The following is a 24,877-nucleotide window of genomic DNA, read 5'->3' as shown; positions in this document are numbered from 1 at the left end:
CCTCTACCGCAGTTATGCTGAGTTTTAGTAAAGTTGATCTATTTGAGACGTAACGGGGAAGTAATTTTGAAGGTTACCTATGTAATACATAAAAAAACCTACAATAGATACCTAATCAAAGAAAAGGTCTATGTAAGTTTAAAGATTAATTCTTATCTCGAATTCTATAAGCAACGATGGATAGAGTCCAAAAGACATTAAAGCAAATAAAAATCAATATAAATGCCAACAAATTGAACTGTATGCCTATAATCATTAAAACATAAAGTAATGACAAGGAGGAAACTTGGTATATTAAACAACCTATCCATTTCCTTTTTATCTTCATGACGAAATACGACAATAAGCTTAAAATAATATTCATTGGCGTGATAATCAGAAACAAAAACATAAAATGAAAGGAATCTCCAAGATCAACCAATTCCGGACGTCCTATCTTTGATAGAACAAAAGCAATGACAAGCGCCAGCAGAAGAGATAGAATCACTGCGTTCAACAATAAAACTTTTCTTTGATTATACATACACACTCCTGTTAAAATATGATGACCATATTTTAACAGATTGTACTAAATAATCAACTATAAAAATCATATCCAAATACGCGAATCATGTTGCCAATATAACGTCCATGTTCTTTTTGCGTAGAGTATAGTTTGACTGTACCGTTCTCAACAACCCTCATTGTGGAAGAGCCCGATCCATCTAAGACAATAGAGTTAACAGGGTCAAACCCCATGGCTTCAATGTGAGTTTTTAAAGTCCCTATATTTACAGTTTTATTCTGGGTCACGATCATGTATCCATATCGATATGAATTATCCCATACAAATGCACTTCTCCACGTAGCAAATGTACCATCCAACCCCCAATCATTGTAATCATTCCCTCCAATAGCCGCTGTGGCAGTCGGATAATTTGCGAGGACCTCATCAAGATTTTTAGCATATATATAAGCTCCTCGTGTCAGATTGTTCGAATCGCGGTAAGCTACAAAAGTTTTTCTGCTCAGTTGGTTAGAAGCTGTACCATTGTAACGATAGGAGTTACTGTCTCCTTTCCACCAACTAATGGCACGAAGACCTGCTGGCGGACTCTTGTAGTCATCCGTACTATGAAAAAAGCCACCGTTTATACCGATATGTGGTTTAGTTTTCATCTGTGCATTAATAATCTCCGGTTTTACTCTGCTCAAATCTGTTCGTAGAATAGCATACTCATACTCAGCTCCAAATTGATTGAATTTTCTAATCTGAAAAGTATAGGGTACTGTTGACATAAATAATTCCTCCTTATTGTTATGGGTATTTACTTACCCTCACTTATAAAGGTGATTTAACGAATTATTTAACAACCATTTTTTATAATTGTTTTGAGCCAGGTGAAATAAATGACAAAGATTTATTTGAGTGGATTTGCTATATAACACAAACACCTAAAATATCCCATTTAAACAATTTCCGAAGTGTAAGCAACTGGTATTTGAAGCTAACCATTGGGAGGCGATGTGAATCATGCTCCATAGGAAATCCCAAAGCTCTATTTATCTCACACACAGCAACTAGAAAGTAATAATTCTCCCTCCTGTTTATACTTTTTCTTTCTTAACTCATTGGGTACTTGTTGAAAATGAAAAAAAACACCTCCACAAGAGCACATCCGAGAATTGACATCGGGGTACACTTGCAAGGTGGTTTTATTATTTCATCATGGATTCCAGTATGTTCTTGCCTACAGGCTCCAGAAACGTGAGCGGATACAGATCTTTTTTCGTAAAAAACTTGTAAATTGCATCGAGGTACTCATCCACACGATCGGCTGACCCAATGCTGTAATTGGATAATAATACGACGCCTACCCCCTGCTCCTTGTTTATAGCTACATAGCTGGTAGAACCAAAGGTGACGCCGCCATGACACAGAATATCCTGATCTAACGCTTTATCCTTTTCCCAGCCGAAACAGAGGTCTGAATCTCCGATTCGTACAGGCACGTGACTTTGCTGCATGGCAGCGGCCAGAGCGTGATCTTCATTGAGATTGGCTTGTACAAATAAACTCATATCGTGAACAGATGACCTGATTGCCCCCGCTCCATCGTGCACGCCATTCATATCCCAGTGAGGCATTACTTTCCCCGTTGACGTATAACCATCCACCAATCGGCTGTTCTGTTCTGTATTCAGCACAGATGCAGTCTCCATCATGTTTAATGGATTTGTGATATATTTTTTCAGCAGAGCGTCATATGTACTGTCTGTCACTTTGCATAGAATGTAGCCCAGCAGGCCCATGCCTGTATTGGAATACTCAAATGAACCGATCTGTTCCGTGTAATCAGCATCAGCTAAAAAGGCAAGCAAATCTTGCTCCGTATACCTGGAATACGGATTGTATCGATTTTTTTTCGAGGACAGGTTTGGTGCTAATCTGGGTAATCCAGACGTGTGCGTAGCCAGATGTTTCAAAGTTACTTTCTTCAGATAATCGTTCTTGCCCTGCTGTATGTACTTGCTGACTGTGTCATCGGTGGAAAGGCGTTGTTGATGCTGCAATTCTAATAGAAGCATACTTGTGAATACTTTGGTTAGAGAGCCAATTTCAAACAACCTGTGTTCAGGTGCAGCCTTACACGGCTTGGACGGATTGCCAAATGAATGGTATTCAATATTCCCCTTTGTAACGATCCCGATCTCAAGATGAAGATGTTTTTTACCTTTAATATAATCAGAAACAAAACCTTGTATATCCCTCATGAACTATAGTGCTCCTCTCCGGTGTACATCGATTACTCCATATTAAGTTCACACTAACCAAACTATGATGGAAAAATGAAACGCTATGTTCGTTATATTCGTTTCTCCTTCACCTTTTCCTGCTCGTTACATAAGGTTTGTCTGCTCTTAAAATTGAAAAAGAGCCGTATTCACGGCTCTTTCCTGCTTACTCTGAACGATTGAATGTAACTGTCGATTTCCTCCTCGGGCGTATGCAGCAATGTGGCCAGATGCTGCTGTATCTCCTTCAGGTGGCCGATATGCTCATCAATGTCGGCAATTCGTTCACGAACGAGTGCCTTTAAAGTTTCTTTTTCCATATCCTCATTGCTTAACAGCTCCAAGGTTTCCTGTATCTCTTTCAGTGAGTAGCCGAGCGTCTGTGCACCCTTGATAAATTTCACTTTAACCAGATAATCGTCGGTGTACACGCGATAACCGTTAGAGGATCGATGCGGAGCGGGCAGTATGCCGCTGTCCTCATAATAACGAAGCGTTGCCATGCTTACCCCTGTTTTTTTGGCTAACTGGCCTCTTGTCATGGTGTCCACACCGATCTCCACCTTCCCGCAGACTTCATCTGCTTATTTGTTACGTATTTTTGTATACTCTTGATCGTAGGATGCTTCGGGAAATTTCTCTGAGCTTCCTTGCAGCAATGGTTGTGCTTCCCCTTTAAGGTAGCGGTCAAAAAAGGCGAGCGCGTAACTCCGCGTAATATCAATATTATGCTCCGCAGGCATGTTCTTGGCAAACAAACGCGGTGAGATCAAGGCAATATCGGTGAAGCTTTGATGGAAAAATCCGTCCACCGTCAGATAATAGGTATCATTCAGACTGCTTGTCATGACATGCTTCAGATCGGGCTCGAATTCGGGATAAAACACTTTATCTTTGGCTGCAGCATTCGGATCGAAGCTTTTGGCCGTTTCACCAGACATAATATACATAAAAGGCTGTTTCAACGCCGTCTTGGAGACGGTGCCCCAGAATCCGCCCTCCAGACTGAGTCCAGCTTGCAAACGTTCATCCTGTGCGAGCGCTTCAGCTGTTGTTGCCCCGCCATAGGAATGGCCCATGATGCCTGTATGGTTCAGATCCAGCCTGCCCTCCAGCACATGATTAGGGTCCTTCACATTCCACTGTTCCAGAGTATCCAGCACAAAACGTGCATCTGCAGCACGAATACCCACGCCTTCCACGTTATACTGGTACAGTTCCTCCGATGTGGCAAACTCGGGTCCGGCTTCATAAGAAACGGCATGCCCGTCCGGGAAGGTTACACGAGCGGAAGTATAAGGGTGATCCATGCCCACAACGATATAACCATGACTCACCAGCTCTTCAATTGCAGTCATGCTCTGGAAGCGGGCCGAACGCACACCGGGAGAGAACAAAACAACAGGATAAGAGCTTTGTACATTGGACATCGCTGCCCCTTTCACCACATGTGTCGGAATCGTATCCAGGTAACTGAACACCTTGGGCGGGATGCCAAAAACGAGACTGATCGCTTCCCCCAGTTCAGCGGGGTAGGATTCGGGCTTTATGCCTTTTGCAGCTTCGGGATCGACAGGATACCATACGTTAATCATCAGCTCGCGCTTGTCTCCATTCTCAGGCGAGAGCGTCTCTTCACGAGATTCATCCACAAGCTGCTGTGAAAACGTACCGATGGCGAATTGGCCCGTTGGCTCGGGCATTGTAAAAGCAGGAAAGTATCGGGTAAGCAGTCCTGAACCAACTCCCGAGAAGGCAGCTAGAATAAGGATTAATGCGCCGCGAAGCCACGTGCCTGCTCTTGATTTCTTCTTGTATGGTGCTGATGCTGTCCTTACGTTGCCGCGAACTGATTTCATCAGCTGAATGATTAACAGGATGAATAGTATGACCGCAACAATATAAGACGGCAGCAGCATCACCCGTAACGAATCACGGACAGCATGCAGCAAAAAAGCGATAATCAAAACGGAAAGCATACCTGTCGCCAGCTTCCGCCGTTTCGGATAGAACGGCAAGCCAAGAGCTGCGACTATCGTTACAAGCACGAAAACCCATTCGAATAATTTCATTATTTTTCCTCCAAACGTTGTTGATACAACAAGAATAAACCTTGAAGTATACTTCAAGGTCAAGGATTGAATTTAATCATTATAAATATTATTCGACGGTTACCTTCGCACGTGGCATGGTATGCATTGCACCTGAGGTTACATGTGCCTGAACAACATAATTCCCCGGCTCCTGAAACGTATATTTCACCTCGTACACACCATCACCTATAGCGCTCGCCTTCACCGCTCCGCGAGCTTCAAGCTCATCGGCATTCATCATACCTTGCTCAGCAGCTGGTGCTTCAGGCTCATTCTGTTCGTTCCATATTTGGAACTGTACCTGATCGGCATCATCTACAGGATTCTCTCCCTGAGTCAGCTTGATCTGTAAAGCAACTTCTTCATTTACCTTCACCTGATCCGGCATCAGGAGCTTTACCCGAATCATTTCCGGCATTTCTCCCGAAGCAGACTGCTCCGTGTAGGAGCAGCCGGCCATGATAAACATCAGCACGAGTATGAGTAAAGGCGTAAACCAGCGAGCTTGTCCCTTCATCACCACAGTTCAGTTCCTTTCCGCGTATCCAGATTTAAGAAGAAGATTTCAACAGAAATTTTAAGCAGAACGTTTAGATGTTTTGCCAATACCCCACAGCATTACAATAATGATAATAAATGCGATCAGAGCCAGCAGTGGAATTGTAATAAAACCAAACCAGTTCAAATAATCGGTGTAACAAGGTACCTTGCCGCAGGCCACCGCGTTGCCGGTAGCCGAGAAGATGCGCTGAATCGTTACGTGATACAAGGATATACCCCCTCCGATAAAGCTGAGCGGAAGCACGTATTTGGCAATACCCACGTCATCCTTGAAATACGCAATGCCGAGCAGGATCGTTAACGGATACATAAATATGCGCTGGAACCAGCACAAATCACATGGAAGAAAGCCTTTGATTTCACTTAAATAAAGACTTCCCAAGGTTGCAATTACAGACACGGCCCAGGCGATAAATAACCGGGTTTCTGCCCCTTTGGCGGGCTGCTCTGAATGGGATGCTGCACTCATGCCTCTGTCCTCCTCTTTCTTCATTCATATTGGATTATCGTACGTTAATCTGTGCATTCCATCTATGTATGCCCTCTATACGAGTCACTACACAGCAATTATATCAAATATTTGGAATTTGAGGATCACCCTTGATCACATTGGATACGTTGATCCCGTGGATGTCCATTCATCTCTGCATACCCGTTGCCCCAATCACACATCGTTTTTAATACGGGTACAAAGGACTGGCCCAGTTCTGTCAGGCTGTATTCGACTTTGGGAGGAATTTCGTTGAACACCTCTCTGGAAACCAATCCATCCTTCTCCAATTGCTTCAATTGCTCTGTCAGGACCTTCTGGGTAATGCCAGGTATTAATTCATAGAACTCTTTCGTTCTTACCGCGTTTTGACTCAGGAAATACAAAATCAGGCACTTCCACTTCCCGCCTGCGATATCCATGAAAATATTAATTCCAGTATTATATTTCACCAACTTGCTTCTCCTCCTAATAGATACTTTCAGGTTGCTAGGCCACTTTAATGTGCGTTATTTTCTTCTCTGCTGCTGTCTACTATAATCCAAACAGATGCTAAATAACAACGATGGAGATGATCCCATGCATGTACAGGCCCTATTGGAAAAAAGACGTTCCGTTCGACATTTCGATCCAGATTACGCTTTGAACGAGGAGACGTTGAGTACACTTGTCGCTTTGGCAAGTAAATCACCGAACGGAAATAATATTCAAGCCACTCGTTACCTTGTGATTGATGATCCCGAATTAAGGAATACCCTGCTGCCTATCGCCTTTAATCAGCAGCAGGTTCTGGAGGCTTCTGCCTTAATCCTGATGCTGGGAGACTACGAGGCGTTTGCCAAAAACAACATTACCTCTATTCTTGAAGAAGGCTTCCAGGCCGGCTTCTATGAAGAATCAACCCGGGATTTTCTGGCCGATGCCGCCATCCAGTATTATGCCTCCAAAACAGAGCAGGAGCTTGCGATTGAACTTACCCGTGATGTAAGTCTCGCTGCGATGTCATTTGTGCTGCTCGCCCAGGAGGCCGGATTACAAACCATTACGATGTCTGGTTATCATTCCGCAGAACTCAAATCGGCGTTGAATATTTCGGACAGGTATCTGGATGTCATGTTGATTGCGGTTGGCAAAGGCATCAAAGAGGGACATCAAACCGTACGTCATCCTGTTGAGAGGATCATGTATCACAATCATATCCCTGCCTGACTAACCTTGAAAAGAGCTGCCCCATGCGGGGCAGCTCTTTCATATAAGGCTATTATTAAATATAAATATCGTTAATAACGTGGTTCTGCTCCGCTTACATTGCTTTGGTCAGCGTAATGGAACCATCCTTTGGAGACCATTTTACATTCCAGTCAAGCAGTTCAGCAATGAAACGCAGAGGAACCTGAGTACGTCCATCTTTGTTGACAAACACGGTGGAGCCTACGTTTTTCTTCATACCGTTCACTTCCATGACGGTGTTGTTCACCCAGAATACGAGGGTATCGTTACCAGCCATAACGGTAACCTGCTGTGCTTTTTTATCCCATTTCACGGTTGCACCAATGCCTTCGCTCAGGAAGCGCAGCGGAATGTACGTTGTATTTTTCCACAGCACAGGCGTTGTGTCCATGTTTGTTGTTTTATCATTGATTTTCAGCATTTTGCTGTTGAGCTTCATCCAAACGGTTGTCATGTCTGGCGTTGGTGCAGGCGTTGTCGGTGCTGCCTCTTGGAACTTGTCATTGAACTGGGTTACAATCGCGTTGCCCAGTGCTTGACCCACACCAAACATCACTTTGAAACCTTCACGATTCGTGGTGTAAGAAGCATCGTAGTTACCTGCTGCGTATTGATCCAGTACTTTTTGCACCTGGTTCTCATGTGTTGTCAGCGCTTGTTGTGCTGCCGTTTTAGGAAGGTTGCCTGCTGTTGCGGAATCCAGGAATGTTGCAAACTCCGTTGTGAAGCCATCGATCCGTTTTTGCACAGCTGCACGCGCGGTTGCATTATTATCTTTTACAGCTTTCACATAGTCGCTTTGAGCATTAACGTGGTTGGTCACCCAGATTTTCTCGAATGCATTGGCTCCTTCATTGCCGTAAATGGAAGCGATGGCTGCTTTGAAATCCGCTGTATTTCCAGCTTCTGCGGTAACAAGGGCATTCGATGCTGCTGTGCGTCCATCATACTGCTCCTGCATTTGCAACGCCGAAAGGGCAAAGTGCTCGGAAGCCAGATGGTTAAGTGCAGATCTCAGATCAGCTGCTTTCGTATCCGCTTTGGTGTTGTTGAATTTCTCAGGCATTTGTGTTGTGATTGCGGTGGAGAGGGCTTTACTTACGTCAAACATCTCCTTGAAGCCTTCACGATATGCCTTGTATGCATCGGTGTAATCTCCAGCTACGTACTCATCGAATACTTTTTGCACGAGGTCTTCATGCACTTTTAATGCTTGTTTGGCTGCGTTTTTCGGTAGTTTACCTTCTGTCGCTGTGCTCAGGAATGTGGAGAATTCATCCACGAATCCGTTGATGTTATCTTGAGCTTGCTTGATGCCAGCCTGATTGCCCATCTTGGTTGCTTTGACCAGATCGTCGGTGTATTTGTTATGTGCACGGAAGATGCGTTCGAATTCTTTGGCACCCGCTTCTCCGTAGAGTGAAGCAATCGCAGGTTGCATATCGAGTGCATTCTGGTCGAGTGCTTTGTAAGCCGCATCTGCATCCTTGGCACCGTCATAAGCTTTCGCCATAGCTGTTACCGCAAGAGCAAAGTGCTCGGACAGCAAATGATCCAGGTTGGCTCTCAAGTCAGCGGCAGGTGTGTTCACGGATGCTTTCATCATCGTCATGGAAGTGGAGGTCTGAGGTGCAGCAGCTCCCGCGATTCCCGGCATCAACAGGGACAAGCTAAGTACAGGTGCAATGAATGTTTTCATTTTCATCTTCATTGTGTTATTCACTCCTTGGGTTGGTTTTAAGTATTTTTTCTTTCCTTGTTGTTGTCTTCATGAGGTGTAACGCAGGGTTCGCGAATCTGGATCACTACACAGACAAAAAAAATTGCAGCTTCCGATAACGAAAGCCGCAAACGCTTGATATCTATGTTTTTAGCAGGAAGAAAAATTTAAAACAATAATCATCCGGGGGAAAAGAATTCAAAAAAACGGGGGTAACCGCTACTCTCCAGGTTATTCTGTCATCGGAGTGGACTGTGTAAAATCTTTAGTTCAACTTATATAGTTCAAGCGATATAATTTCCTATATTTCTCAATAATAGCTTACATTGCGAGTAAACCTGAGATACAATAGAAGCAAACTCATTCCACGGACTGGAAAAGGAGGTCAACTCATGACTTGGCTGCCTTATGCATTAATCATTGGCATCGCTTTATTTGGAGGAATTGCTACTCTGATCATCGGGAACTCCAAAGCCAATCGTGTCAGCAACCCCGAATATGATCGCCGCACACGGCAAAATCTCAGTAAACTTACATATGTATACGTCGGCGCCATCGTACTGGGCATAGGCGGATTTGTAATGTATTTGTACAATTGATCGTGATTTACTGAATGCTAAAGTAATATCTCTTTGAATACGGCAACTCTTTGCATGCCTTGCTCAATGTACTGCACCATTGGGGAGGTGACTCCCCTCTCCCTGATCCACGCCAGCCAGCCGCGCAGCATCCACAAGTGAATTTGTTCATACAGCCGTTCTCTTGTCAGCAGCCCTTCAGCCTCAGCATAACCTCTCATTACATTTTCCAATACTAAAAAGCACTCATCCTCTGTAGCCGTTGGAGGTGTCATCGAGGTGAACGCACCAGCCATATCAAAATGCGGGTCCCCTCTTCTCACTTCTCCAAAATCTATAAAAAGTGTCTTTTGCTTCGTAAACAACATATTCCAAATCCCCAGATCACCGTGAATAACGCTCTCATCTCTCACGACATACCTCATACATTGCTGCACATGTTCTTCAAGTGAACAAGCAATAGATGACGTAGATCCCCTCACCTCGCCACAGACTTGTGACCATAATAGAGGTAAAGCAAAGCGATCCGGCTGATCAACGATTTCAAGCTTGTTAGCAGCATGGTGAAAGCGAGCGAGCATTTTTCCAAATTCAACAAAATTGATCGTTGCCTGATCGTATGGCAACGTTTCTTTCACGTAGTACTGCAAGTTATATATTTCATCATTTAATTGAACATAGGACAACCCGTTCCGCGCAATCACTAGTGCTGGAGAGATGTTTTGCAATGACATAACGTGATGAAGTTTCTCTTCGTTTACAGCCTGCTGCTCATTTCTAAGTTTACGCAACACAAATCTACCTGTTGAAGACTCAACGCATTTTGCATCAGAGCTTGTCCCCTGTTTCATCACTACCAGGCGCTGTATTCGTCCGATATCATAAAGCTCTTCAATAACGCGATAATGCATCTTATTTCCCTCCTCTGCTCGTCACCTTCGTTTCAAATTTCTTATTCTGTAATGTTACTTGAGCACCCGCCCATCATCATGCAAAAATTGTTACACATGTTTACAAGTTGGAGATAATTCAGAATTATTCTGGATAAGTTCGGGGGGTAATATAAAGCCATAAGGAACAGCAAAGACAACAAACAACCCCAACTTAAAGGAGAGATATAGGATGAAAAAAAACATGAAGAAATCTGTAGCTACGGTGATGGTACTGGGTATGACATTAACAGGAGCAGCCGGGGTATTCGCTGGAACACAGCTGGAGAAAATCTCCGCTTACCTTAATCACGGGATCAGCTTTAACGTAGACGGTGCAGCATACGCACCAATAGATGGAAACGGTACAAAGCTTGCCCCTATCACCTATAACAATTCAACCTATCTCCCGGTTCGTGCACTTGCCGAAGCACTGCATGTACCTGTAACGTACGATGGCGCAACCAAACAAGTGATCATTGGTGGTCAAAATAACAACAATCCATCGGCTTTGACAAACATCACGTATACCCCTGCTCAAAAGGAAGCCATTCTCAAAGCGTTTGCTCAATTCGATGGCTTCGAGACAGCGTATGCTCCGCAGCAGATGATTGCAGGTGACATGTTCAAAAGCGCAGTCGCTGGCGGCGATGGTGTAAGCTTTATTTTCAACCATATGAAGGTCGATGTTACTCCAAGAGATTATTCGGACGGCTACACGGGCAAAGATGTAAAACTGTCCAACGGCGTCAGCGCAAAATGGTATACACCAGGCAATACAGGCACGCTGACCTTCAAGCTGGATGATCGTTATGTTACTCTTAGCTCGCCAGATCATAAGCTGTCCCAAGCTCAGCTGCAGCAAGTGGCTGTCTCTGTGCAAAAAGTGAATGGGGGTAACGATCAAGGCATCACTGCCTACGAAAATGTAAACTACTCCAAACAGCAGCTGGACAATATCCGCAGCTCATTTGCCAAATTTGATGGCTTCACGACAGCTTATGCACCGCAGCATATGGTTGCCGGAGATGCATTCAAAAGTGTCGGTGCAGGCGGAGATGGTGTAAACTTTGTATTCAATCGCATGAATGTAACGATATCTCCAAGAGACTATTCTTTCAGCTATGATGGCAAAACGGTAAAACTGCCTAACGGTGTATCTGCCAAATGGTACACACCAGATAAAACTGACATGCTCACCTTCAAGCTGGATGACCGCTATGTGACGTTCAGCTCGCCAAATAACCAATTGACGCATACGCAGCTGGAACAGATGGCAGTAGCTGTGCAAAAAATAAAATAAACGTTCCTTATTTGATGTAACACCATACAATAAACATGAAAGCAACACACATACTAGATCGGCTCTTCCGTTCTCCAGACTTCAGAGCCGGCCTGGTATGTGTATTTTGTTTATGAAAAAGGCACAGTCCGGAGACTGTACCTGTGATCATGCCTATTCAAATTTGTTTTTATCAAACGGGGCTGGGAGTTTCAACGAGTATACATCAGTCGAGAGTCCCTTTTTACCTGGAATAAGAACATTCACAATGCCATCTTGTATTAGATTGATAGGAATTTTAGTCGTCGTGAACCCCCACTTTTTCTCCGGAATATTAGATACAGACAAGGTTCCAATGACCGTATTAAAGTCCTGACTGGTAAACCATAACTCTTTCACTTCTTCTCCAGGAGATTCGTACGTTAACGTTCCGTCAAAATTCAGAACCACACTATTTAGTCGATTTGCTGCAGAGGATTCCACGGATCTTGTGTATACCTTATCTAACTGGTAACCATCACCAACACTTTCCATCCTTCGTGAATATGCACGAAAAGGTAAATCTTTAGCAGCCATAGCCAGTTCAGAACCCTTTTCTTCATCACTCAAAATCAATTCTCTACTATAAATCCCGCCCTTCGTTTCTGAAACTTTCAATCCCAGATCCTTATTCCATTGACCTAACGGAATGAAGGTCTGATTGTATAAGGTCACCCATTGGCTTGAAAGTTTATTTATGCTGGAAGAACGTTGCCCACGAGTAAAGGTAATTCGATCTTTGCTCAGCTGATATTGAATGTGGAAGGCTTGCGTAAATTCTTGCAAAGGAACGTAGTTCTGACCTCCCATATAGAAGGATGGCTGGCCTTTATACTCTAATACGCCATTACCGGACTTAATTGCTACAGGCTCCATTGGAAAGAAAATCGTAGAAAACTGAAACGAATTCCAGTAATTTTTCCAATCACGATACGTGTCATATCTCAATTTGAGATGTTTGTTCTCGGAAATAACATATAAGGATGGCGGATACCCGCCTGGATTGGAGAAGTATTGTTCAATCACATACTCGTCCTCGGTAACCCATTGAATACTTTCTGTACGAGCTTTATACGGTGAGTCATAGGAGCGAATTTTCTTTAGTGTTTTTAGATCATAGAGATGTACTTTGGATGATTCCATTTTACTGTCAAGACCACTCTCCGTGACCAAAACCAATGTCTTTCTTTCAGGGGAAACAAAAGAGTGCACATAGCCAACACGCTCTTTAATCAGTGTCGTTTTTTTGCCATTCTTGGTTGCAATCACAGTCCAGTCCGATTTCCGATCATGTACATTCCCCTGTGAAACGCTAAGTTGCACATCCGAACTTGCCTGAAATGATTTTGATGTTAGCTTTGTCTTCATGTCATGCATCATCTGTAAATTGCTAACCTTGGCTTTCTGTCCCTTTACTCCACCGTACTCCAGGTAATGACAATCCTGTAATGTTGCATTGCAATATACCCCGAAATTACGACTCTTTGGTATTGGAGATACCGCATATTTCGTGTCAGTAATCTCTCTTTCTTTAAATATTTTCCCGTGGGTATATACTTTTTTTCCCGTAGCCATCGAATAATACTGATATTTCACTGCATTTTTCTCATACATGGTGTAAAACATACCCAACTGCGGTTCTATATATATACGATTTTCACTCTCATGAACCTTGCGAAGGGTGTTGGAACTATAATCATACTCATACAAAACATAGTATTGCTCGTTCTTTTCCGTTGCGTAATAAACCATGTATCCTTTTAAACCTGTTGGTGTATCACTGACGATCGGATCATAATGGTGAGAGGTTGTCGTTAAACCCGTATGTATTCGTGGAAGAACGGTTGGATCTGTAAAATGGTACTCGTTTCTTTTCATTTCTCCGGTATCAAAACTGGTCTTCACTGTCGAAACTTCAACTTCGGTGCCTCGGATCGCAAAGCGAATGTTATGTTGCACCCGATCTACAGATGAGTTCACCCGTTCTCCAGTCTTTGCACTTGGAGCCAGAGAGGCAGCGGATGCCTCGGAGAATCCATTCACGTTAGACATCAAGATAAACATAACAACAACACTGACTACAAACCCCTTGTACTCTTTGGACATACTTAACTCCTTCTCTATATAATGGATTGGATTGAGACTTGTTAAGTATATTTCCTTTATCTAAAAAGTTCATCACTTTTTATTCCATTTATGGTTTTCTAAATTGGTTAAAACAAGCTTACGGCTAGTGATGAAACATGGCCATTCTGCGTTACACTTCTGGTTTGTTCATGACTCGGCGAAGCCAGTAGTATCGATGTAAGTCCATAACAAAGTGAAACACTACAAAGATAAGCAGGTTGTATACGCAAATCAAAACAACAGACACTGTCTGCTTTGTAACAAAAGCTAGTGAAATGTTAGCCACCAGGTAAGCCCCTCCTGAAATCATGCTCAGGATAATAGACATCCTAGAGTTGCTCTTCTTCCCTTTGTTGGGCCGAGGCAGCTGTTTTAATTGTCGTAAGCGAAGCGTCACATACTGGAATAAAGCAAATATATACACCACGAAAGAACTTATCGCATACCATGGCGTTGTCATACCCATTATCCCGTAAGCAAATTTCTGTATAACCACCACAAAAGCTGCTGAGCACACAAGACCAAAGATTCCCCGAAACAATACATAATTCAATTGAAGTCTTCGTGGAGCGGCAGTTAGAGCAATGGCCCACAGATTCATAACTGCTAATGGCGGCAAAAGAAGATACACATAAAGAGGTTGATACGGAACACTATAAATAGGAATTAGCAGGAATAGATTAAGGAAAAATAGAACCAACATTCCTGCACTTAACCGAATGCCATCGGATGAATAGATCACCAGATAATGCTCAAACGTTTCCTTCGGATACGATGTACCCTTAAACATCGTGACACCATTCGCAGCATTCACCTCATCATCCGAAGGTTTTGATTGATTTTTGTTTGTCATATACTCCCCCTTATGCTACTCTCCCTTTACCCATACTGGTGTTTCACCTTACTTCACATCCGTCAAACGGATGACCCGGCGATAATACAGGGCGTCCATCAATTCCTCCCAGTCCAGCTCATCAACATTCTCGTCGCGAAAAAATACAGAAGCTGCTGGCAAGAAGCCAAGCAAAGGACCTGTTCCACCGCAAACCAGCATGCCGCCATCCCCGCCTTTTGGCATCACTTCACCCTCTGCATCCAGCGTAAGCTCATACTTGTAGGGGTCTCCCTTAAACTGAATACCAAAAAAGTTAGGCAGCTCCAAATCATATGAATTCGCTGCAGCAGGTTGGTCGTTGAGTTTGCCGAAATACCTCAATCTCATCGTATAATCAAAGCTGTCCCCCCAAGGGAATAACGTACGACAACCGCCTCCGTAGATATATTCCCACTCGTCTTCGGTCAGCAAACCAAACCCGGCCGCTGTTTCTTCCTTCACAACGTCCTCCAGCTCGATCCCTTCATTAAACCAAAAAATTTGGATATCTCCTTCACGATGTCGGACTAGTCGAAATTGCAAATGCAGTTCATATTCATTCAACCCGGACTGCTTGAATCGCGCCAGCGCCTCGGGGAAGTCATCATGCTCCTGAGCAAAAGCTTCTTCCTCGGTTACCTCAATCCAGCCTAGCGAGATCGTCTCACACTCTACAAGCATCGGCCCTATGGTGACTTCTCGCACGGGTGACATCTGGCTGGCCAGAAAGGCTTGCACGTTCTCTATCCCTTGGGTGTCGGCCGTTTCTTGAAAATCATCAGATGTTGCTTCATCCATTCCGTCCTGCCACTGTGCCCAGCCAAGGGTTACCCGATCACCCGGAACAAATACAAACCGCTCCTCTTCATGTGTAAACACCCCCGTCTCCGTCCGCTGTCCGAATCGCTCAAACGTCTCCAGTCCCTCATACTGCATTCGTTCAGGAAGCATACGCTCAATGCGTCTCATCCAATCCTGCTTATCCTGCGCGGACAGTCCTTGCCAGACGTTCCTCGTTAATGCTCCCATTCCAGCTCCACCTCTCCTTGTGACTCCATCTGAGCCCGTAAAAGTTGCTCTAATTCAAATTGAACGCTCACTTGCCCGCGGACCGTGCCAACGACAGCAGCAATTCCTTCCGTCTTCCGTCCGCCTTGCGCGCCAATGTGACCAGCTTCTCCAGCTTGCCAAAGATCGGATAAAGCACACGCTGTACTTCAAACGATTCCAGCTTCTGCACCTGTTCAAGCAGCAATGCCAGCTTCTCTTCGTGCTCGAACTCCGGCAGCACCTTCAGCTTCAAGCCATCGGTTGAACGGCGCAGACTATGGACCAGAACGGGCATGGAATGTGCGGTTACTCCGTATTTTTCAACAAATGCAGCGATAAACTTGTCCTGAATCATCTGATGCTCGTCATCCACCTGATCCATATAGTCGTTAATTAAAGGAAAATATTGCTCGTTCGCAAGCCCAAGTCCAAAGGCAGCATAACTGCCAGGCATGCCGTTTTTCTCCCCTTCGGTGTCTGCATAGAACTCAAACTGCTGCATCGCTGCTCGTGCGTAAGTTTCCAGAAGAGGATGCAGTTCAGGGTAGGTTAGAGCATTCGCGAAGAAGCGATGCGTATCGGATTTGGCAAGGCCTTTGACTGGAAGATACTGTTTCACCTTCGATTTCAGCTTGATATGATAGTTTTTGGGGAAACCCTGCTCCAGCAAACGAATAATAAAAACCAGTGCCTGCCGATATGCCTCCGGGCTCTCTTCACGAATCTGGATGGTAATCCGGGCAAAGACATCATTGGCCTGGCCCTCCACCTGCTTCGTCTGAACATAGGTATCTTCCGGTTGATATGCACCACTTCCCTCTGTCAACATACGCTCTGCTCGTTCACTTCCCAGCTGCTTCGCCAGCTCCAGAAACTTGAGTCCCCTCGGCTTGCTGTAGCTGGGTTCAAAACGCAGAATCAGCACTGCGGCATATAACAGCAGTTCGATGGAATTCCGAGCTTCATCCTGAGCTATATTCAGACCGTGCAGCTGCTCTGCTCGCTTCAAAGTATATTCATTCTCGCGGTATGCCGAAGTCTGTACGTCGAAATACTTCGGCAGAAACTGCCGCTCTGCCCATAATGTCAAACCATAAATGATCGTATGGCGGTGTTCTGCGAGTGCTTCCTTCCGTTCCCGGTTTAAAGTTTGAATCCGTTCATACTGTCTGATGATCCATGCCGCATCCAAAGCAGGATACAGCACTGGATCAAGCAGATGACTTGCCAAAAAGTGTGTTTCCAGAGGTTTGGTTGGATGAACGCCATTTTCCAGCTTTTGCTCTGTATACGTACGAATCCGATCCAGCAGCAGCTGTCTTTTTTCTTGATTGACATATTCCAGCAGCGTCAGCTTCAGCATGCCATCACTCGCAGGGAACTTGCCGCGAAAGATAAAGCGATAATCAATCAGCGGAGTATCCACCCATTCGGCCATTCTTTCCTGAACCACCTCAACCAGCCGCGGTTGAATTTCAGTGCGAACCATTTCCTCTGTGAAGCGAATGTTCTGTGTCAAAAAGGAGCCTTCGTCCCATCCCATATCCAGACTGTCCACAACGGTTCTTCCGGGCTTATATAAAAGAAAGATGTCATCGAATATGCCCATCTGCAGTGTCGTTCGTTTCAAGGTCTGTTGCAAATCTGTACGTTTTGCCTGTTCATCAAACCATTCATGAACCGCCTCAATCATCTCTTCCAGCGCTTGCTCCACCTTTGTCGTCATCTGTTCTCCTGCCTTCCCGTATGATGTACTGTATGTATTTTGTGCCGAGACACTACGATCGTTCTTCCTATATTCAAGCAAGTCTACATCTGACTATGAACGGATAGAATTATGCAGTAATGTTACATATCAACTCTTATTTTACATGCTTAAATACACCCGCAACAATAAGTCTTACGCACGGTTGTTCCCTATCTTATTCTGGATTCGTATCTGTTCTTCTGGCGTAAAACCTCGGATGAATACAAAAAAACACCAAATTTGGCCGCTTACAGCCCCGTTTCGGTGTAAATATGAAACTCATATTGAACTTGTCCGACTTTCGTATGATTACATTCATACCAGAGAGCCTTCGCTCTGAAAAAAATTCATTCATACTATAAATTATTCAGCGCATACAATATACAACTCTTTCCAGTTGTCTTCTTTCGATATATACTAGGGATAAATGTAACATCGCAAGTAAAGGAGGATCCAATGATGAAGTTGACAGAACAAGGTGTGTTAGTGGTTGAAGAAAAGGATATTGACTATATGCACTGCTACCGTGATCGAGATGGAATAAGGTTTGATGACTCATTTCTCTCTTTCTTAGAGTCTCAAAAAATAACACTCTCTGAAGGCGATGTCCGAACGATTCACTTTCAGTTTGACAAAGAAGAGATGCCGCTCTACGAAGAACGCGAACGACTTGTTTCGGAGGTTCAGTCAGCCGTTCGTACACTTGACCCTAAATATGATGGTTCCTTTGTGAAATGAAGCGTCTGGCATCGTTATATTCATTAATTAGTTCATCCAGCACCATCGACTGACGGATGACTTCCGGATGCTGCAGATTCGTATACTGGTTTGCCATCTGGTAAAGTCTCTGCCTTGCGTTTTCGATACATTCCTGAAGGGTTTCCGGGTTCCGTACCATCATTCTGCCCCCATTCATTCCTTGAATTCACCATCCAAAAAAGACCATCTATTATAATATTCGGAATGAATCAGGATTCAGATTACCTTTATTTCAAATTTTATATATTATTTTTATAAAAGCAGCGTTCGTCCTTGTTGAGTTCGAAACTCGAATGATATGCAAAAGGACACCAGATTGGCTTATCGCCTTTCTGGTGTCTAACATGTCTAAATGTACAGCTCATTTGATGTTAAAGTGTCGTCGTCTTATCTGAGCCCGATATCCGAGAAGCGATTGTTGATCGTTTCGGGAAAAGCATGTTTAATCGCATCAATCGCGGCTTGTTCCGTATCCCCTGCGCTTCGAATGAGTTCACTAACTCGCAGTATACTTTCGGGTTCACTTTCATCCCACGCCGCGGAATTATCCAGTACTTCAACAATAGATACATAGAGATCCGCAAGCTGTGTGTATTGTTCAATCACTTGATCCATATGCGGCGATAAATGTTCAAGCGCTCTGACATATGAGGCGATGTCCCCTCTTGTATAAGCATAATAGCGAAGCACCGCTGCCGCCTGATTGCTCTCATAGTTTCCGGACTGCAGCACATCCGCAACCGCGGTGTATGCGGCAAAGCCGCAAGCGTAATCCTGCAATGGCAGCATATAGTCGTGCGTTTCCCATTTGTATACAGCCTGTATTAACGACTCCTTGCACACTTCCCACATATCGATGGATTGGTGAGCTTCCAACACTTGAAAATACCAATACGGTGAGTTATTCTGACCGACTAAGGAATAGGGTAAACGAAGCACGTCAGGATCATCTCCTGTGCAAAAAAACAGGATTTCCTCGTCATCGTCGTATCCGACAACGACAACAAATTGATTGTGCCATAACACCGCCCCGGTTCCCCGGTTGATCGAGGCCTTAATATCATGCAATGCCTGCTTCTGATAAAGCGGAAACGTCGGTTCAAAGGATAACCCGGCAGCCTGACTCGCAGTCACTCCGATGAAATCGGCAGCAACAAAGTTCTCTGCCATCCAGTTATATGCGGAGATGGATTCTGTCGTCAGACGACGATCGACCACGAAACGAAAAAGACTGGCTGTCATGCCTGCAATTATATAACGCGGAAGATGTGTCCACTTTTTGTGTAACAAAATAGGATATAACGCATCTGCATAGGTGCCTGTTGCGTATCGCCATCTATCCGTGTTCGTGATTCCCGCATTGGTCTGAGGTAGTCGTTGAATTAAATCAGCTAAATCAGTCAATAACCTCATTTTTTTCATACTTTGAGCCCCATTCCTGCATCCATTCTGCCTTCCTTTTCTTCATCGTACATCCCCATCCCCAGTTCTACCGTGCGGAATGTGTGCCCCAGCGGGGTACCGTAGATCGTTTACGATCCGCATACTGCGCTGATATGGTACGAAAAGAATCCACCGCCTGTTCTTCGAGTAATTTCGCATATCCAAGCCACTTTGCAAGTTCCTCATTGGCATCCTCCCGCAGCACAAGTCCATTTCCTTCCCTTACCAGAAAGGTTCTCATCTGCTGGATCCGTTCAGCAATCCGGTTATAACACAGCAATGCCTGCTCCAGTTCAGTCCATAAGCCGCGAACATCATGTAAATACATTCGAATCTCGGTACGCGATTGGCAGTAGGAATCCAGAAGGTAGGCTGCTCCTGAACCATCGTAATCTCCAGAGTGCAGTGCCTCTATCCAAACGTCATATGCCAGCCGTCCAGAAGCTATATTCTGATCAGGCAGCAAACGGTACGGAATATCCCAATCCTCAATGGCCAGTCGTAAAGATTCTAGCACCATTTCCTGCTCTGTAAGCTGCACCTGATCACCAAAGATTTGACAGTACCAGAAACCTGTGAAATTCAATCCGAAATTATCATACAGCAAAATATGCGGCTCTTTGCTCCAGCCATCCTGCACATAAAAGACCTGATCTGCATCATCATATCCGTAAATGACACCAAATTCGGGCATCCAGTAGATGACGCCTTTGCCTTCATCCAGGCTGCGCTTTACCCAATTCACAGCATCTTGTTGATAATAGGCAAATGTCGGATGGCGACTGCGTCCCCCATCATATATGGTAAATAGGCCAAGATTATCGATTCCGCCTTGATGAGCCACTCCCCACTGTCCGTAAGCCGTTACCGACATCGGTAATAATCTCTTATGTACGGACAATTTAAAGGCCATGCCAGTGTACCCTGCAAGCATGTACTTTTCTTCTTGGAATTGACCTGAATGCGTTAAAATGGCATGTAAGCTATCCACAAATGACTTTGATTCCCGCTTCATCACCAGATGCTCCAGCATTTTCTCAGCCATCATGTTCTCCCCCGTCCTGTCCCCTGCTCAGTCGCTCTGTCATTTCTTCTAGCCGCTTCATCAGCTTGCGTCTCAGCCATTCTGGGGAGAGTAATTCCTCCCACTCCGCAGCATACAGATGCTGCAAGAATATGTCCGCATCGTAAAATTCAATCAAGCAGACCTGACCCTTTTGCTCCCGAATTCGATACCCTTGCCACAGCTCCGATCGCTGCATTTCACGGAAACGAATCTCGGCCACAAACGGTTTCCGCACAGGCAATGCATCCTCCCAGTTGCTAATCCATGTATCCTGGTTGCATTCAAAGTGTTCATCCAGCAGCGTCAGCTGCACGATGCTTTCCAGCCGAATGGGTGTCTGCTGCATCGGGTCTGTCTCATAACCAACCACATAGTCTGCATTAAACTGGGCAGTCAGCTTCACTGGACAGAAGGTCATCCGATGCTCACCATCGTGATCCTTGTAATAGATATGCACTTTTCGTGCATCGGCTATAGCATGGGTCAACAATTCAAACCATTGAAGGTGCCTAGGCGATGCTGCAAACACCGGATACTGCTCTTTAGGCAGGTGCTCCTCCATCGTAAAACGTTCCAATAAGTGTGCCACCCGTTTCACTGTATCCGCATGCTCATAGTCGTAATGCCGATATCGATGAGCCAGATATTTGAGAACTCCCTGCTCCTCATCCGTCATATATAAATGCGGCAAACGAAAGGTCTGATCCTCGTAACAGTACCCTCGATACTTGGCTACATACATCAAAGGGGCTCTGAGGGTATTCATCATATATTCAATATCACGCTGCGCCTGACGCCGAGATATCTCGAATTGTTGTGCCAGACCACCGCTGTTCGGAAAACGCCCGCTGCGAATCTGTTCATCAAACCAATGAATCCGATGCATACTACTCAAGCGATTTCACCCCCTGAATCATTCCAACATTTATTTCTGTATTATAACAAAAGGCTATAGCCTGTTCCGAAGAACAGGCCATGACAGGTTATCCGTATAAATTTCCTTACGCGTTTGTCTGCTTTCAACGCTAAACATTTGTTTCCGCCAGATCCACTCTGGACTGCACCGCTTTGGAGCATTTTTTGCACACTTTCAGACTCGTACCATCCGTTTTCGTTTGCGTATACAACAATTTGATTCGTGTACTCTTACATATTGGACATGTTCCCCGTCCTCTGGACGGAAGACTCCACAGAACGCGACCTCTTTTCGTTTTAGCCAATGATTGTGAACCTCTTTTCAATAGGGTTTGTGTGTTTTTGTTCACCATCAGTATAGAGGCGTTGGGACGACACAGAATGTCGCATCAGGAGTTCTTTTTATCGAGTGTTCAATTAAATAAAAAATGCCCCTTCTTCTTTATAGAAGAAAGGACATTTATTCAGCCAATTCTGTGCTTGTCTGCGCCGCGGCATGGAGAAGAGGCTGCAGCAGCCCCGGAAATCGCTCTTCCAGATCCTCGGACCGCAGTGTAATAAAATGCTGTGTACCCTGTACTCGGACTCGAATCACACCCGCCTCCCGTAGGGTACGAATATGGTGCGACATCGTTGATTTCACAACACGGGCATGAAAATGACTGCATGGCTGCTCCCCGCTTCTGGCGGCTTCGGCCACTATTCCCAGCCGGGTTGGGTCGCTGAGCGCATAAAGCACAGAAGAAAGCTCGATATCTGCCACTTGTGGATGATGTAAAATTTTCATACGGCCGTCTCCTTTTTTTAAGACTATGCATTGTATTCTAACATACATCCATGATATATTTCTAATGTTCGATACCAATCGAACTTATAAATTTCGCAAGCATCCCTTGTTGTGAAACACAAGGGCTGACATTATACACCATTTTGCAAATGTTACACACCGTTTCTGAAATGTTGCGAAATACACATCATGATAGGAGGTTTTTATGAACAACACGGCTACGGCAACTCCGATGGAACGGACTAGCATACAAGAAGGATTAATTGTGGCATTACTTGGTTTCACCGTTGTGCTCGTCGTGATGAACACGATGATGTTTAATCTGGCTCTGCCCAAAATTGCGGCTGACTTCAAGCTGACCTCTGTCGCTTCTTCCTGGATTGTTACGGGTTATTCCATCGTATTTGCGATTTCCTCGATTACGTTCTCCCGTTTATCCGATTTTGTGCCGATACGCACCCTGTTTACCACCGGGCTTACACTGCTTGGAACCGCATCTGTCCTGGGTTTCTTCAGTGACCACTTCATTGTTCTGCTCATTGCCCGTCTGGTTCAGGCCGCAGGCGCAGCTTCCGTTCCGGGACTTGCGATTGTGCTGATTACTCGTTACATTCCGAATGACCGCCGGGGTAAATCCATGGCCGTCATCATGTCCGCCAGTTCGCTGGGTCTGGGACTCGGCCCGGTGCTTGGCGGCAGCATTACTCAGTTTTTAGGATGGCATGATCTTTTTATCGTCACAGGTTTGGCGTTATTTTTGATTCCTGTTTTTTACAAACTGTTACCGCGAGAGACGCCGCAAAAAGGGTCCTTTGACCTGCTTGGCGCGATTTTGCTAGCCATCGGTACAACCGGGATTTTGTTATTCCTGACTTCGCGTCAGGTCGTTACACTCATCATCGGGGTAAGCGCACTGCTGCTATTCTGGTTCCGCATTCGCCGTGCAGCCGATCCATTTGTGCAACCCGCGTTATTCAAAGACAAAAAATATATGGTCCTCAGCTCGCTCGGTATTGTATCTTACATCAATAACTTCGCCACATTGTTCCTGCTGCCGCAGGTTTTGGCGCATCTTTACGGACTGACACCCGCACAATCGGGACTTGTGATTTTCCCAGGTGCGCTCGTGTCGATGCTGCTGTCCAACCGCATCGGGCGTATGATTGACCGCCATGGCAATACGTTGCTGCTGAAATTTGCCCCTTGGCTGCTCTTGGCTGCTGCCGGACTGTTTGCTCTATTTGCAGACCAAAGCATTTATGCGATCATGGTTGTATATATGCTGCTCAGCGTTGGTTTCTCTTCCTTGACGACCAGTGTATCCAACGAATTGTCAGGCAATCTGTCCATGGATCAGGTGGGCGCAGGTATGGGACTGTTCCAGCTTAGTCAATTTTTCAGCGGCGCTTTCAGCGTAGCCGTAACCGGGGTTGCCTTGACCGCGATGCAGAACATGCAGCTATCTTCGGCGTATAGCTTTATTTTCTGGGGTATGACTGCGGTTGGTCTCGCATCGGTTATCTTTTCGCAAATCTATCTGAGAATGCAGTCACAGAAACAACAAGTAGCCCGGTAAAAGTTAAGGCGTGCAGCTCCAAGCGTGCGTTGCTTTGCTACATGACGTTGAGGGGCGATGACTTTCTCTTGCCTCATTCGAACCAGAAGCTGTCTTCAGACAGAATTTCTGGTTTTTTCTTTTTACATTCTGATAGAGCTGATGGCGTGTTCTAACATAACAAAAACGGCTGTACTATCAGTCATGAAGATGACTGGAACAGCACTGTTCTCATTTTTGTAACGCAAAAAGAAAGTGTTCCTTGGTAACGTTGCACGTAGACGGCGCGGCCCTTAACCAACTTATGGAAAGGAAAAATTGGACGCATACCCTGCTTGTGCGTACCCCTTGCACCAGATCGGGCGAAGACTGGTGGCGAATACGATGTCGAATGTAATGCCTGACGGGTGTTCGAGATGATGTGGGACGAGGACGGTGAACATAGGGCCAGACTTGTGCGGAATGCGGCGTTGGACGTATCGTCAGACGTGATGTCAATCGTGGTGCGTGGCGTAGCACCAAATGTGGCGCCGAACACAACAGTGGACGTAGCGTCGGACGTGTTGTTAAACGTGGGGTTATATGTGGTGTCAGACGCAGCGTCAGATTTCGCAGTGAATGCGGCAGACACACTTTAACTTCGGCGCTAACGATCAGGAGAAGCCTTATTAGACTCATTTTCAGCGAATTCTAACTCTAACGATTCCCAGAAGCGCTATTTCGTCAGAAACAGGCCGCTGCGGGGCAAAATTGGCGTTATTTCGCGAAATAACGTCTCCTGGAACACTAGTCATGCGTTAAACCTGACATGAATAATCAGCAAAAAAAAGTGAATTTAGACTTTCAAACCATAAAAA

25 protein-coding genes are annotated in these 24,877 nt (G+C 45.0%); 6 read left to right on the top strand and 19 right to left on the bottom strand.

Annotation, left to right across the window (positions count from 1 at the left end):
* Positions 1-576: 576 nt before the first annotated feature.
* From ACQSGY_RS29585 to ACQSGY_RS29555, 7 genes are all read right to left on the bottom strand, one after another.
* Complete coding sequence (locus tag ACQSGY_RS29585; protein WP_427182172.1) at positions 577-1,278, bottom strand: hypothetical protein; 702 nt, start codon at positions 1,276-1,278, stop codon at positions 577-579.
* A 420-nt stretch (positions 1,279-1,698) separates the two neighbouring features.
* Positions 1,699-2,754, bottom strand: coding sequence for a serine hydrolase domain-containing protein (locus ACQSGY_RS29580; protein ID WP_427182170.1), 1,056 nt, complete (start codon positions 2,752-2,754; stop codon positions 1,699-1,701).
* A 170-nt stretch (positions 2,755-2,924) separates the two neighbouring features.
* Positions 2,925-3,326 carry a MerR family transcriptional regulator gene (locus ACQSGY_RS29575; RefSeq protein WP_427182169.1) on the bottom strand — a complete coding sequence of 134 codons (402 nt, stop codon included), beginning with the start codon at positions 3,324-3,326 and terminating at the stop codon, positions 2,925-2,927.
* Positions 3,327-3,359: 33 nt separating this feature from the next.
* Positions 3,360-4,847 carry an alpha/beta hydrolase family protein gene (locus tag ACQSGY_RS29570; protein WP_427182168.1) on the bottom strand — a complete coding sequence of 496 codons (1,488 nt, stop codon included), beginning with the start codon at positions 4,845-4,847 and terminating at the stop codon, positions 3,360-3,362.
* Between the two features lie 88 nt (positions 4,848-4,935).
* Positions 4,936-5,385, bottom strand: coding sequence for a FixH family protein (locus tag ACQSGY_RS29565; protein ID WP_427182196.1), 450 nt, complete (start codon positions 5,383-5,385; stop codon positions 4,936-4,938).
* Between the two features lie 60 nt (positions 5,386-5,445).
* Positions 5,446-5,898: a disulfide oxidoreductase gene (locus ACQSGY_RS29560; protein ID WP_111272713.1), complete on the bottom strand. Its 453-nt coding sequence runs from the start codon at positions 5,896-5,898 to the stop codon at positions 5,446-5,448.
* A 125-nt stretch (positions 5,899-6,023) separates the two neighbouring features.
* A complete protein-coding gene (locus ACQSGY_RS29555; protein WP_427182166.1) occupies positions 6,024-6,374 on the bottom strand; it encodes a winged helix-turn-helix transcriptional regulator in 351 nt (116 codons plus the stop codon).
* Between the two features lie 94 nt (positions 6,375-6,468).
* On the opposite strand from ACQSGY_RS29555, the gene ACQSGY_RS29550 reads away from it, so the two are divergent.
* Positions 6,469-7,128, top strand: a complete 660-nt coding sequence (locus ACQSGY_RS29550) for a nitroreductase family protein (protein ID WP_427182164.1) — start codon at positions 6,469-6,471, stop codon at positions 7,126-7,128.
* A gap of 94 nt (positions 7,129-7,222) precedes the next feature.
* Here the strand turns inward: ACQSGY_RS29550 and ACQSGY_RS29545 are convergent, their stop codons facing one another.
* On the bottom strand, positions 7,223-8,854 hold the full coding sequence (locus ACQSGY_RS29545; RefSeq protein WP_427182194.1) for a copper amine oxidase N-terminal domain-containing protein: 1,632 nt from the start codon (positions 8,852-8,854) through the stop codon (positions 7,223-7,225).
* Between the two features lie 407 nt (positions 8,855-9,261).
* Between ACQSGY_RS29545 and ACQSGY_RS29540 the strand changes: the two genes are divergently transcribed.
* Entirely contained in the window at positions 9,262-9,468 is a 207-nt protein-coding gene (locus ACQSGY_RS29540; RefSeq protein WP_111272710.1) for a hypothetical protein, read from the top strand.
* Positions 9,469-9,485: 17 nt separating this feature from the next.
* Here the strand turns inward: ACQSGY_RS29540 and ACQSGY_RS29535 are convergent, their stop codons facing one another.
* Positions 9,486-10,358, bottom strand: coding sequence for a phosphotransferase (locus tag ACQSGY_RS29535; RefSeq protein WP_427182163.1), 873 nt, complete (start codon positions 10,356-10,358; stop codon positions 9,486-9,488).
* Between the two features lie 211 nt (positions 10,359-10,569).
* Here ACQSGY_RS29535 and ACQSGY_RS29530 point away from each other — a divergent pair, with 211 nt between their 5' ends.
* Positions 10,570-11,679, top strand: a complete 1,110-nt coding sequence (locus ACQSGY_RS29530; RefSeq protein WP_427182161.1) for a stalk domain-containing protein — start codon at positions 10,570-10,572, stop codon at positions 11,677-11,679.
* A gap of 153 nt (positions 11,680-11,832) precedes the next feature.
* Here the strand turns inward: ACQSGY_RS29530 and ACQSGY_RS29525 are convergent, their stop codons facing one another.
* From ACQSGY_RS29525 to ACQSGY_RS29510, 4 genes are all read right to left on the bottom strand, one after another.
* Positions 11,833-13,803: a hypothetical protein gene (locus ACQSGY_RS29525; protein ID WP_427182159.1), complete on the bottom strand. Its 1,971-nt coding sequence runs from the start codon at positions 13,801-13,803 to the stop codon at positions 11,833-11,835.
* Between the two features lie 151 nt (positions 13,804-13,954).
* The gene (locus ACQSGY_RS29520; protein ID WP_427182158.1) at positions 13,955-14,677 is read right to left on the bottom strand and encodes a hypothetical protein; all 723 of its coding nucleotides are present in this window, start codon (positions 14,675-14,677) and stop codon (positions 13,955-13,957) included.
* A gap of 48 nt (positions 14,678-14,725) precedes the next feature.
* Positions 14,726-15,727: a hypothetical protein gene (locus tag ACQSGY_RS29515; RefSeq protein WP_427182156.1), complete on the bottom strand. Its 1,002-nt coding sequence runs from the start codon at positions 15,725-15,727 to the stop codon at positions 14,726-14,728.
* A 67-nt stretch (positions 15,728-15,794) separates the two neighbouring features.
* Positions 15,795-17,474: a DUF6138 family protein gene (locus ACQSGY_RS29510; RefSeq protein ID WP_427182154.1), complete on the bottom strand. Its 1,680-nt coding sequence runs from the start codon at positions 17,472-17,474 to the stop codon at positions 15,795-15,797.
* A 477-nt stretch (positions 17,475-17,951) separates the two neighbouring features.
* Here ACQSGY_RS29510 and ACQSGY_RS29505 point away from each other — a divergent pair, with 477 nt between their 5' ends.
* A complete protein-coding gene (locus tag ACQSGY_RS29505) occupies positions 17,952-18,233 on the top strand; it encodes a hypothetical protein (RefSeq protein ID WP_427182152.1) in 282 nt (93 codons plus the stop codon).
* On the opposite strand, the gene ACQSGY_RS29500 is transcribed toward ACQSGY_RS29505, so the two are convergent.
* The 6 genes from ACQSGY_RS29500 to ACQSGY_RS29475 all read right to left on the bottom strand — a co-directional run bounded on the left by ACQSGY_RS29500 (position 18,205) and on the right by ACQSGY_RS29475 (position 22,465).
* On the bottom strand, positions 18,205-18,396 hold the full coding sequence (locus ACQSGY_RS29500; protein WP_427182150.1) for a Spo0E family sporulation regulatory protein-aspartic acid phosphatase: 192 nt from the start codon (positions 18,394-18,396) through the stop codon (positions 18,205-18,207). The two genes, ACQSGY_RS29505 and ACQSGY_RS29500, sit on opposite strands and share 29 nt — an antisense overlap.
* A gap of 245 nt (positions 18,397-18,641) precedes the next feature.
* Positions 18,642-19,658 (bottom strand): hypothetical protein, encoded by a 1,017-nt coding sequence (locus ACQSGY_RS29495; protein WP_427182148.1) that lies wholly within the window; start codon positions 19,656-19,658, stop codon positions 18,642-18,644.
* A gap of 85 nt (positions 19,659-19,743) precedes the next feature.
* Positions 19,744-20,745, bottom strand: coding sequence for a hypothetical protein (locus ACQSGY_RS29490; protein WP_427182147.1), 1,002 nt, complete (start codon positions 20,743-20,745; stop codon positions 19,744-19,746).
* Positions 20,735-21,649, bottom strand: a complete 915-nt coding sequence (locus ACQSGY_RS29485) for a helix-turn-helix transcriptional regulator (protein ID WP_427182192.1) — start codon at positions 21,647-21,649, stop codon at positions 20,735-20,737. Before ACQSGY_RS29485 ends, ACQSGY_RS29490 begins: the two co-directional genes overlap by 11 nt.
* Before the next feature lie 139 nt (positions 21,650-21,788).
* Positions 21,789-21,983 (bottom strand): hypothetical protein, encoded by a 195-nt coding sequence (locus ACQSGY_RS29480; protein ID WP_145406629.1) that lies wholly within the window; start codon positions 21,981-21,983, stop codon positions 21,789-21,791.
* 155 nt (positions 21,984-22,138) lie between these two features.
* A complete protein-coding gene (locus ACQSGY_RS29475; protein WP_427182145.1) occupies positions 22,139-22,465 on the bottom strand; it encodes an ArsR/SmtB family transcription factor in 327 nt (108 codons plus the stop codon).
* 205 nt (positions 22,466-22,670) lie between these two features.
* On the opposite strand from ACQSGY_RS29475, the gene ACQSGY_RS29470 reads away from it, so the two are divergent.
* Positions 22,671-24,041 (top strand): MFS transporter, encoded by a 1,371-nt coding sequence (locus tag ACQSGY_RS29470; protein ID WP_427182143.1) that lies wholly within the window; start codon positions 22,671-22,673, stop codon positions 24,039-24,041.
* A 395-nt stretch (positions 24,042-24,436) separates the two neighbouring features.
* Positions 24,437-24,658 carry a hypothetical protein gene (locus ACQSGY_RS29465; protein WP_427182142.1) on the top strand — a complete coding sequence of 74 codons (222 nt, stop codon included), beginning with the start codon at positions 24,437-24,439 and terminating at the stop codon, positions 24,656-24,658.
* Positions 24,659-24,877 lie beyond the last annotated feature (219 nt).

The organism is Paenibacillus sp. TC-CSREp1, from assembly GCF_050171015.1.
GTDB classification, from domain to species: domain Bacteria; phylum Bacillota; class Bacilli; order Paenibacillales; family Paenibacillaceae; genus Paenibacillus; species Paenibacillus silvae.
Note: the sequence above shows the minus strand (reverse complement) of the source record. Positions and strands in the feature narration are given on the sequence as shown.

What these genes read in the sequence shown, in the direction of transcription:
- ACQSGY_RS29565 (WP_427182196.1), bottom strand. Translation starts at nt 5,385, where the DNA reads ATGAAGGGACAAGCTCGCTGGTTTACGCCTTTACTCATACTCGTGCTG.
- ACQSGY_RS29470 (WP_427182143.1), top strand. Translation starts at nt 22,671, where the DNA reads ATGAACAACACGGCTACGGCAACTCCGATGGAACGGACTAGCATACAA.
- ACQSGY_RS29530 (WP_427182161.1), top strand. Translation starts at nt 10,570, where the DNA reads ATGAAAAAAAACATGAAGAAATCTGTAGCTACGGTGATGGTACTGGGT.
- ACQSGY_RS29505 (WP_427182152.1), top strand. Translation starts at nt 17,952, where the DNA reads ATGATGAAGTTGACAGAACAAGGTGTGTTAGTGGTTGAAGAAAAGGAT.
- ACQSGY_RS29560 (WP_111272713.1), bottom strand. Translation starts at nt 5,898, where the DNA reads ATGAGTGCAGCATCCCATTCAGAGCAGCCCGCCAAAGGGGCAGAAACC.
- ACQSGY_RS29500 (WP_427182150.1), bottom strand. Translation starts at nt 18,396, where the DNA reads ATGATGGTACGGAACCCGGAAACCCTTCAGGAATGTATCGAAAACGCA.
- ACQSGY_RS29580 (WP_427182170.1), bottom strand. Translation starts at nt 2,754, where the DNA reads ATGAGGGATATACAAGGTTTTGTTTCTGATTATATTAAAGGTAAAAAA.
- ACQSGY_RS29540 (WP_111272710.1), top strand. Translation starts at nt 9,262, where the DNA reads ATGACTTGGCTGCCTTATGCATTAATCATTGGCATCGCTTTATTTGGA.
- ACQSGY_RS29515 (WP_427182156.1), bottom strand. Translation starts at nt 15,727, where the DNA reads ATGGGAGCATTAACGAGGAACGTCTGGCAAGGACTGTCCGCGCAGGAT.
- ACQSGY_RS29570 (WP_427182168.1), bottom strand. Translation starts at nt 4,847, where the DNA reads ATGAAATTATTCGAATGGGTTTTCGTGCTTGTAACGATAGTCGCAGCT.
- ACQSGY_RS29535 (WP_427182163.1), bottom strand. Translation starts at nt 10,358, where the DNA reads ATGCATTATCGCGTTATTGAAGAGCTTTATGATATCGGACGAATACAG.
- ACQSGY_RS29475 (WP_427182145.1), bottom strand. Translation starts at nt 22,465, where the DNA reads ATGAAAATTTTACATCATCCACAAGTGGCAGATATCGAGCTTTCTTCT.
- ACQSGY_RS29525 (WP_427182159.1), bottom strand. Translation starts at nt 13,803, where the DNA reads ATGTCCAAAGAGTACAAGGGGTTTGTAGTCAGTGTTGTTGTTATGTTT.
- ACQSGY_RS29520 (WP_427182158.1), bottom strand. Translation starts at nt 14,677, where the DNA reads ATGACAAACAAAAATCAATCAAAACCTTCGGATGATGAGGTGAATGCT.
- ACQSGY_RS29585 (WP_427182172.1), bottom strand. Translation starts at nt 1,278, where the DNA reads ATGTCAACAGTACCCTATACTTTTCAGATTAGAAAATTCAATCAATTT.
- ACQSGY_RS29545 (WP_427182194.1), bottom strand. Translation starts at nt 8,854, where the DNA reads ATGAAAATGAAAACATTCATTGCACCTGTACTTAGCTTGTCCCTGTTG.
- ACQSGY_RS29490 (WP_427182147.1), bottom strand. Translation starts at nt 20,745, where the DNA reads ATGATGGCTGAGAAAATGCTGGAGCATCTGGTGATGAAGCGGGAATCA.
- ACQSGY_RS29485 (WP_427182192.1), bottom strand. Translation starts at nt 21,649, where the DNA reads ATGCATCGGATTCATTGGTTTGATGAACAGATTCGCAGCGGGCGTTTT.
- ACQSGY_RS29510 (WP_427182154.1), bottom strand. Translation starts at nt 17,474, where the DNA reads ATGACGACAAAGGTGGAGCAAGCGCTGGAAGAGATGATTGAGGCGGTT.
- ACQSGY_RS29550 (WP_427182164.1), top strand. Translation starts at nt 6,469, where the DNA reads ATGCTAAATAACAACGATGGAGATGATCCCATGCATGTACAGGCCCTA.
- ACQSGY_RS29465 (WP_427182142.1), top strand. Translation starts at nt 24,437, where the DNA reads ATGATGTGGGACGAGGACGGTGAACATAGGGCCAGACTTGTGCGGAAT.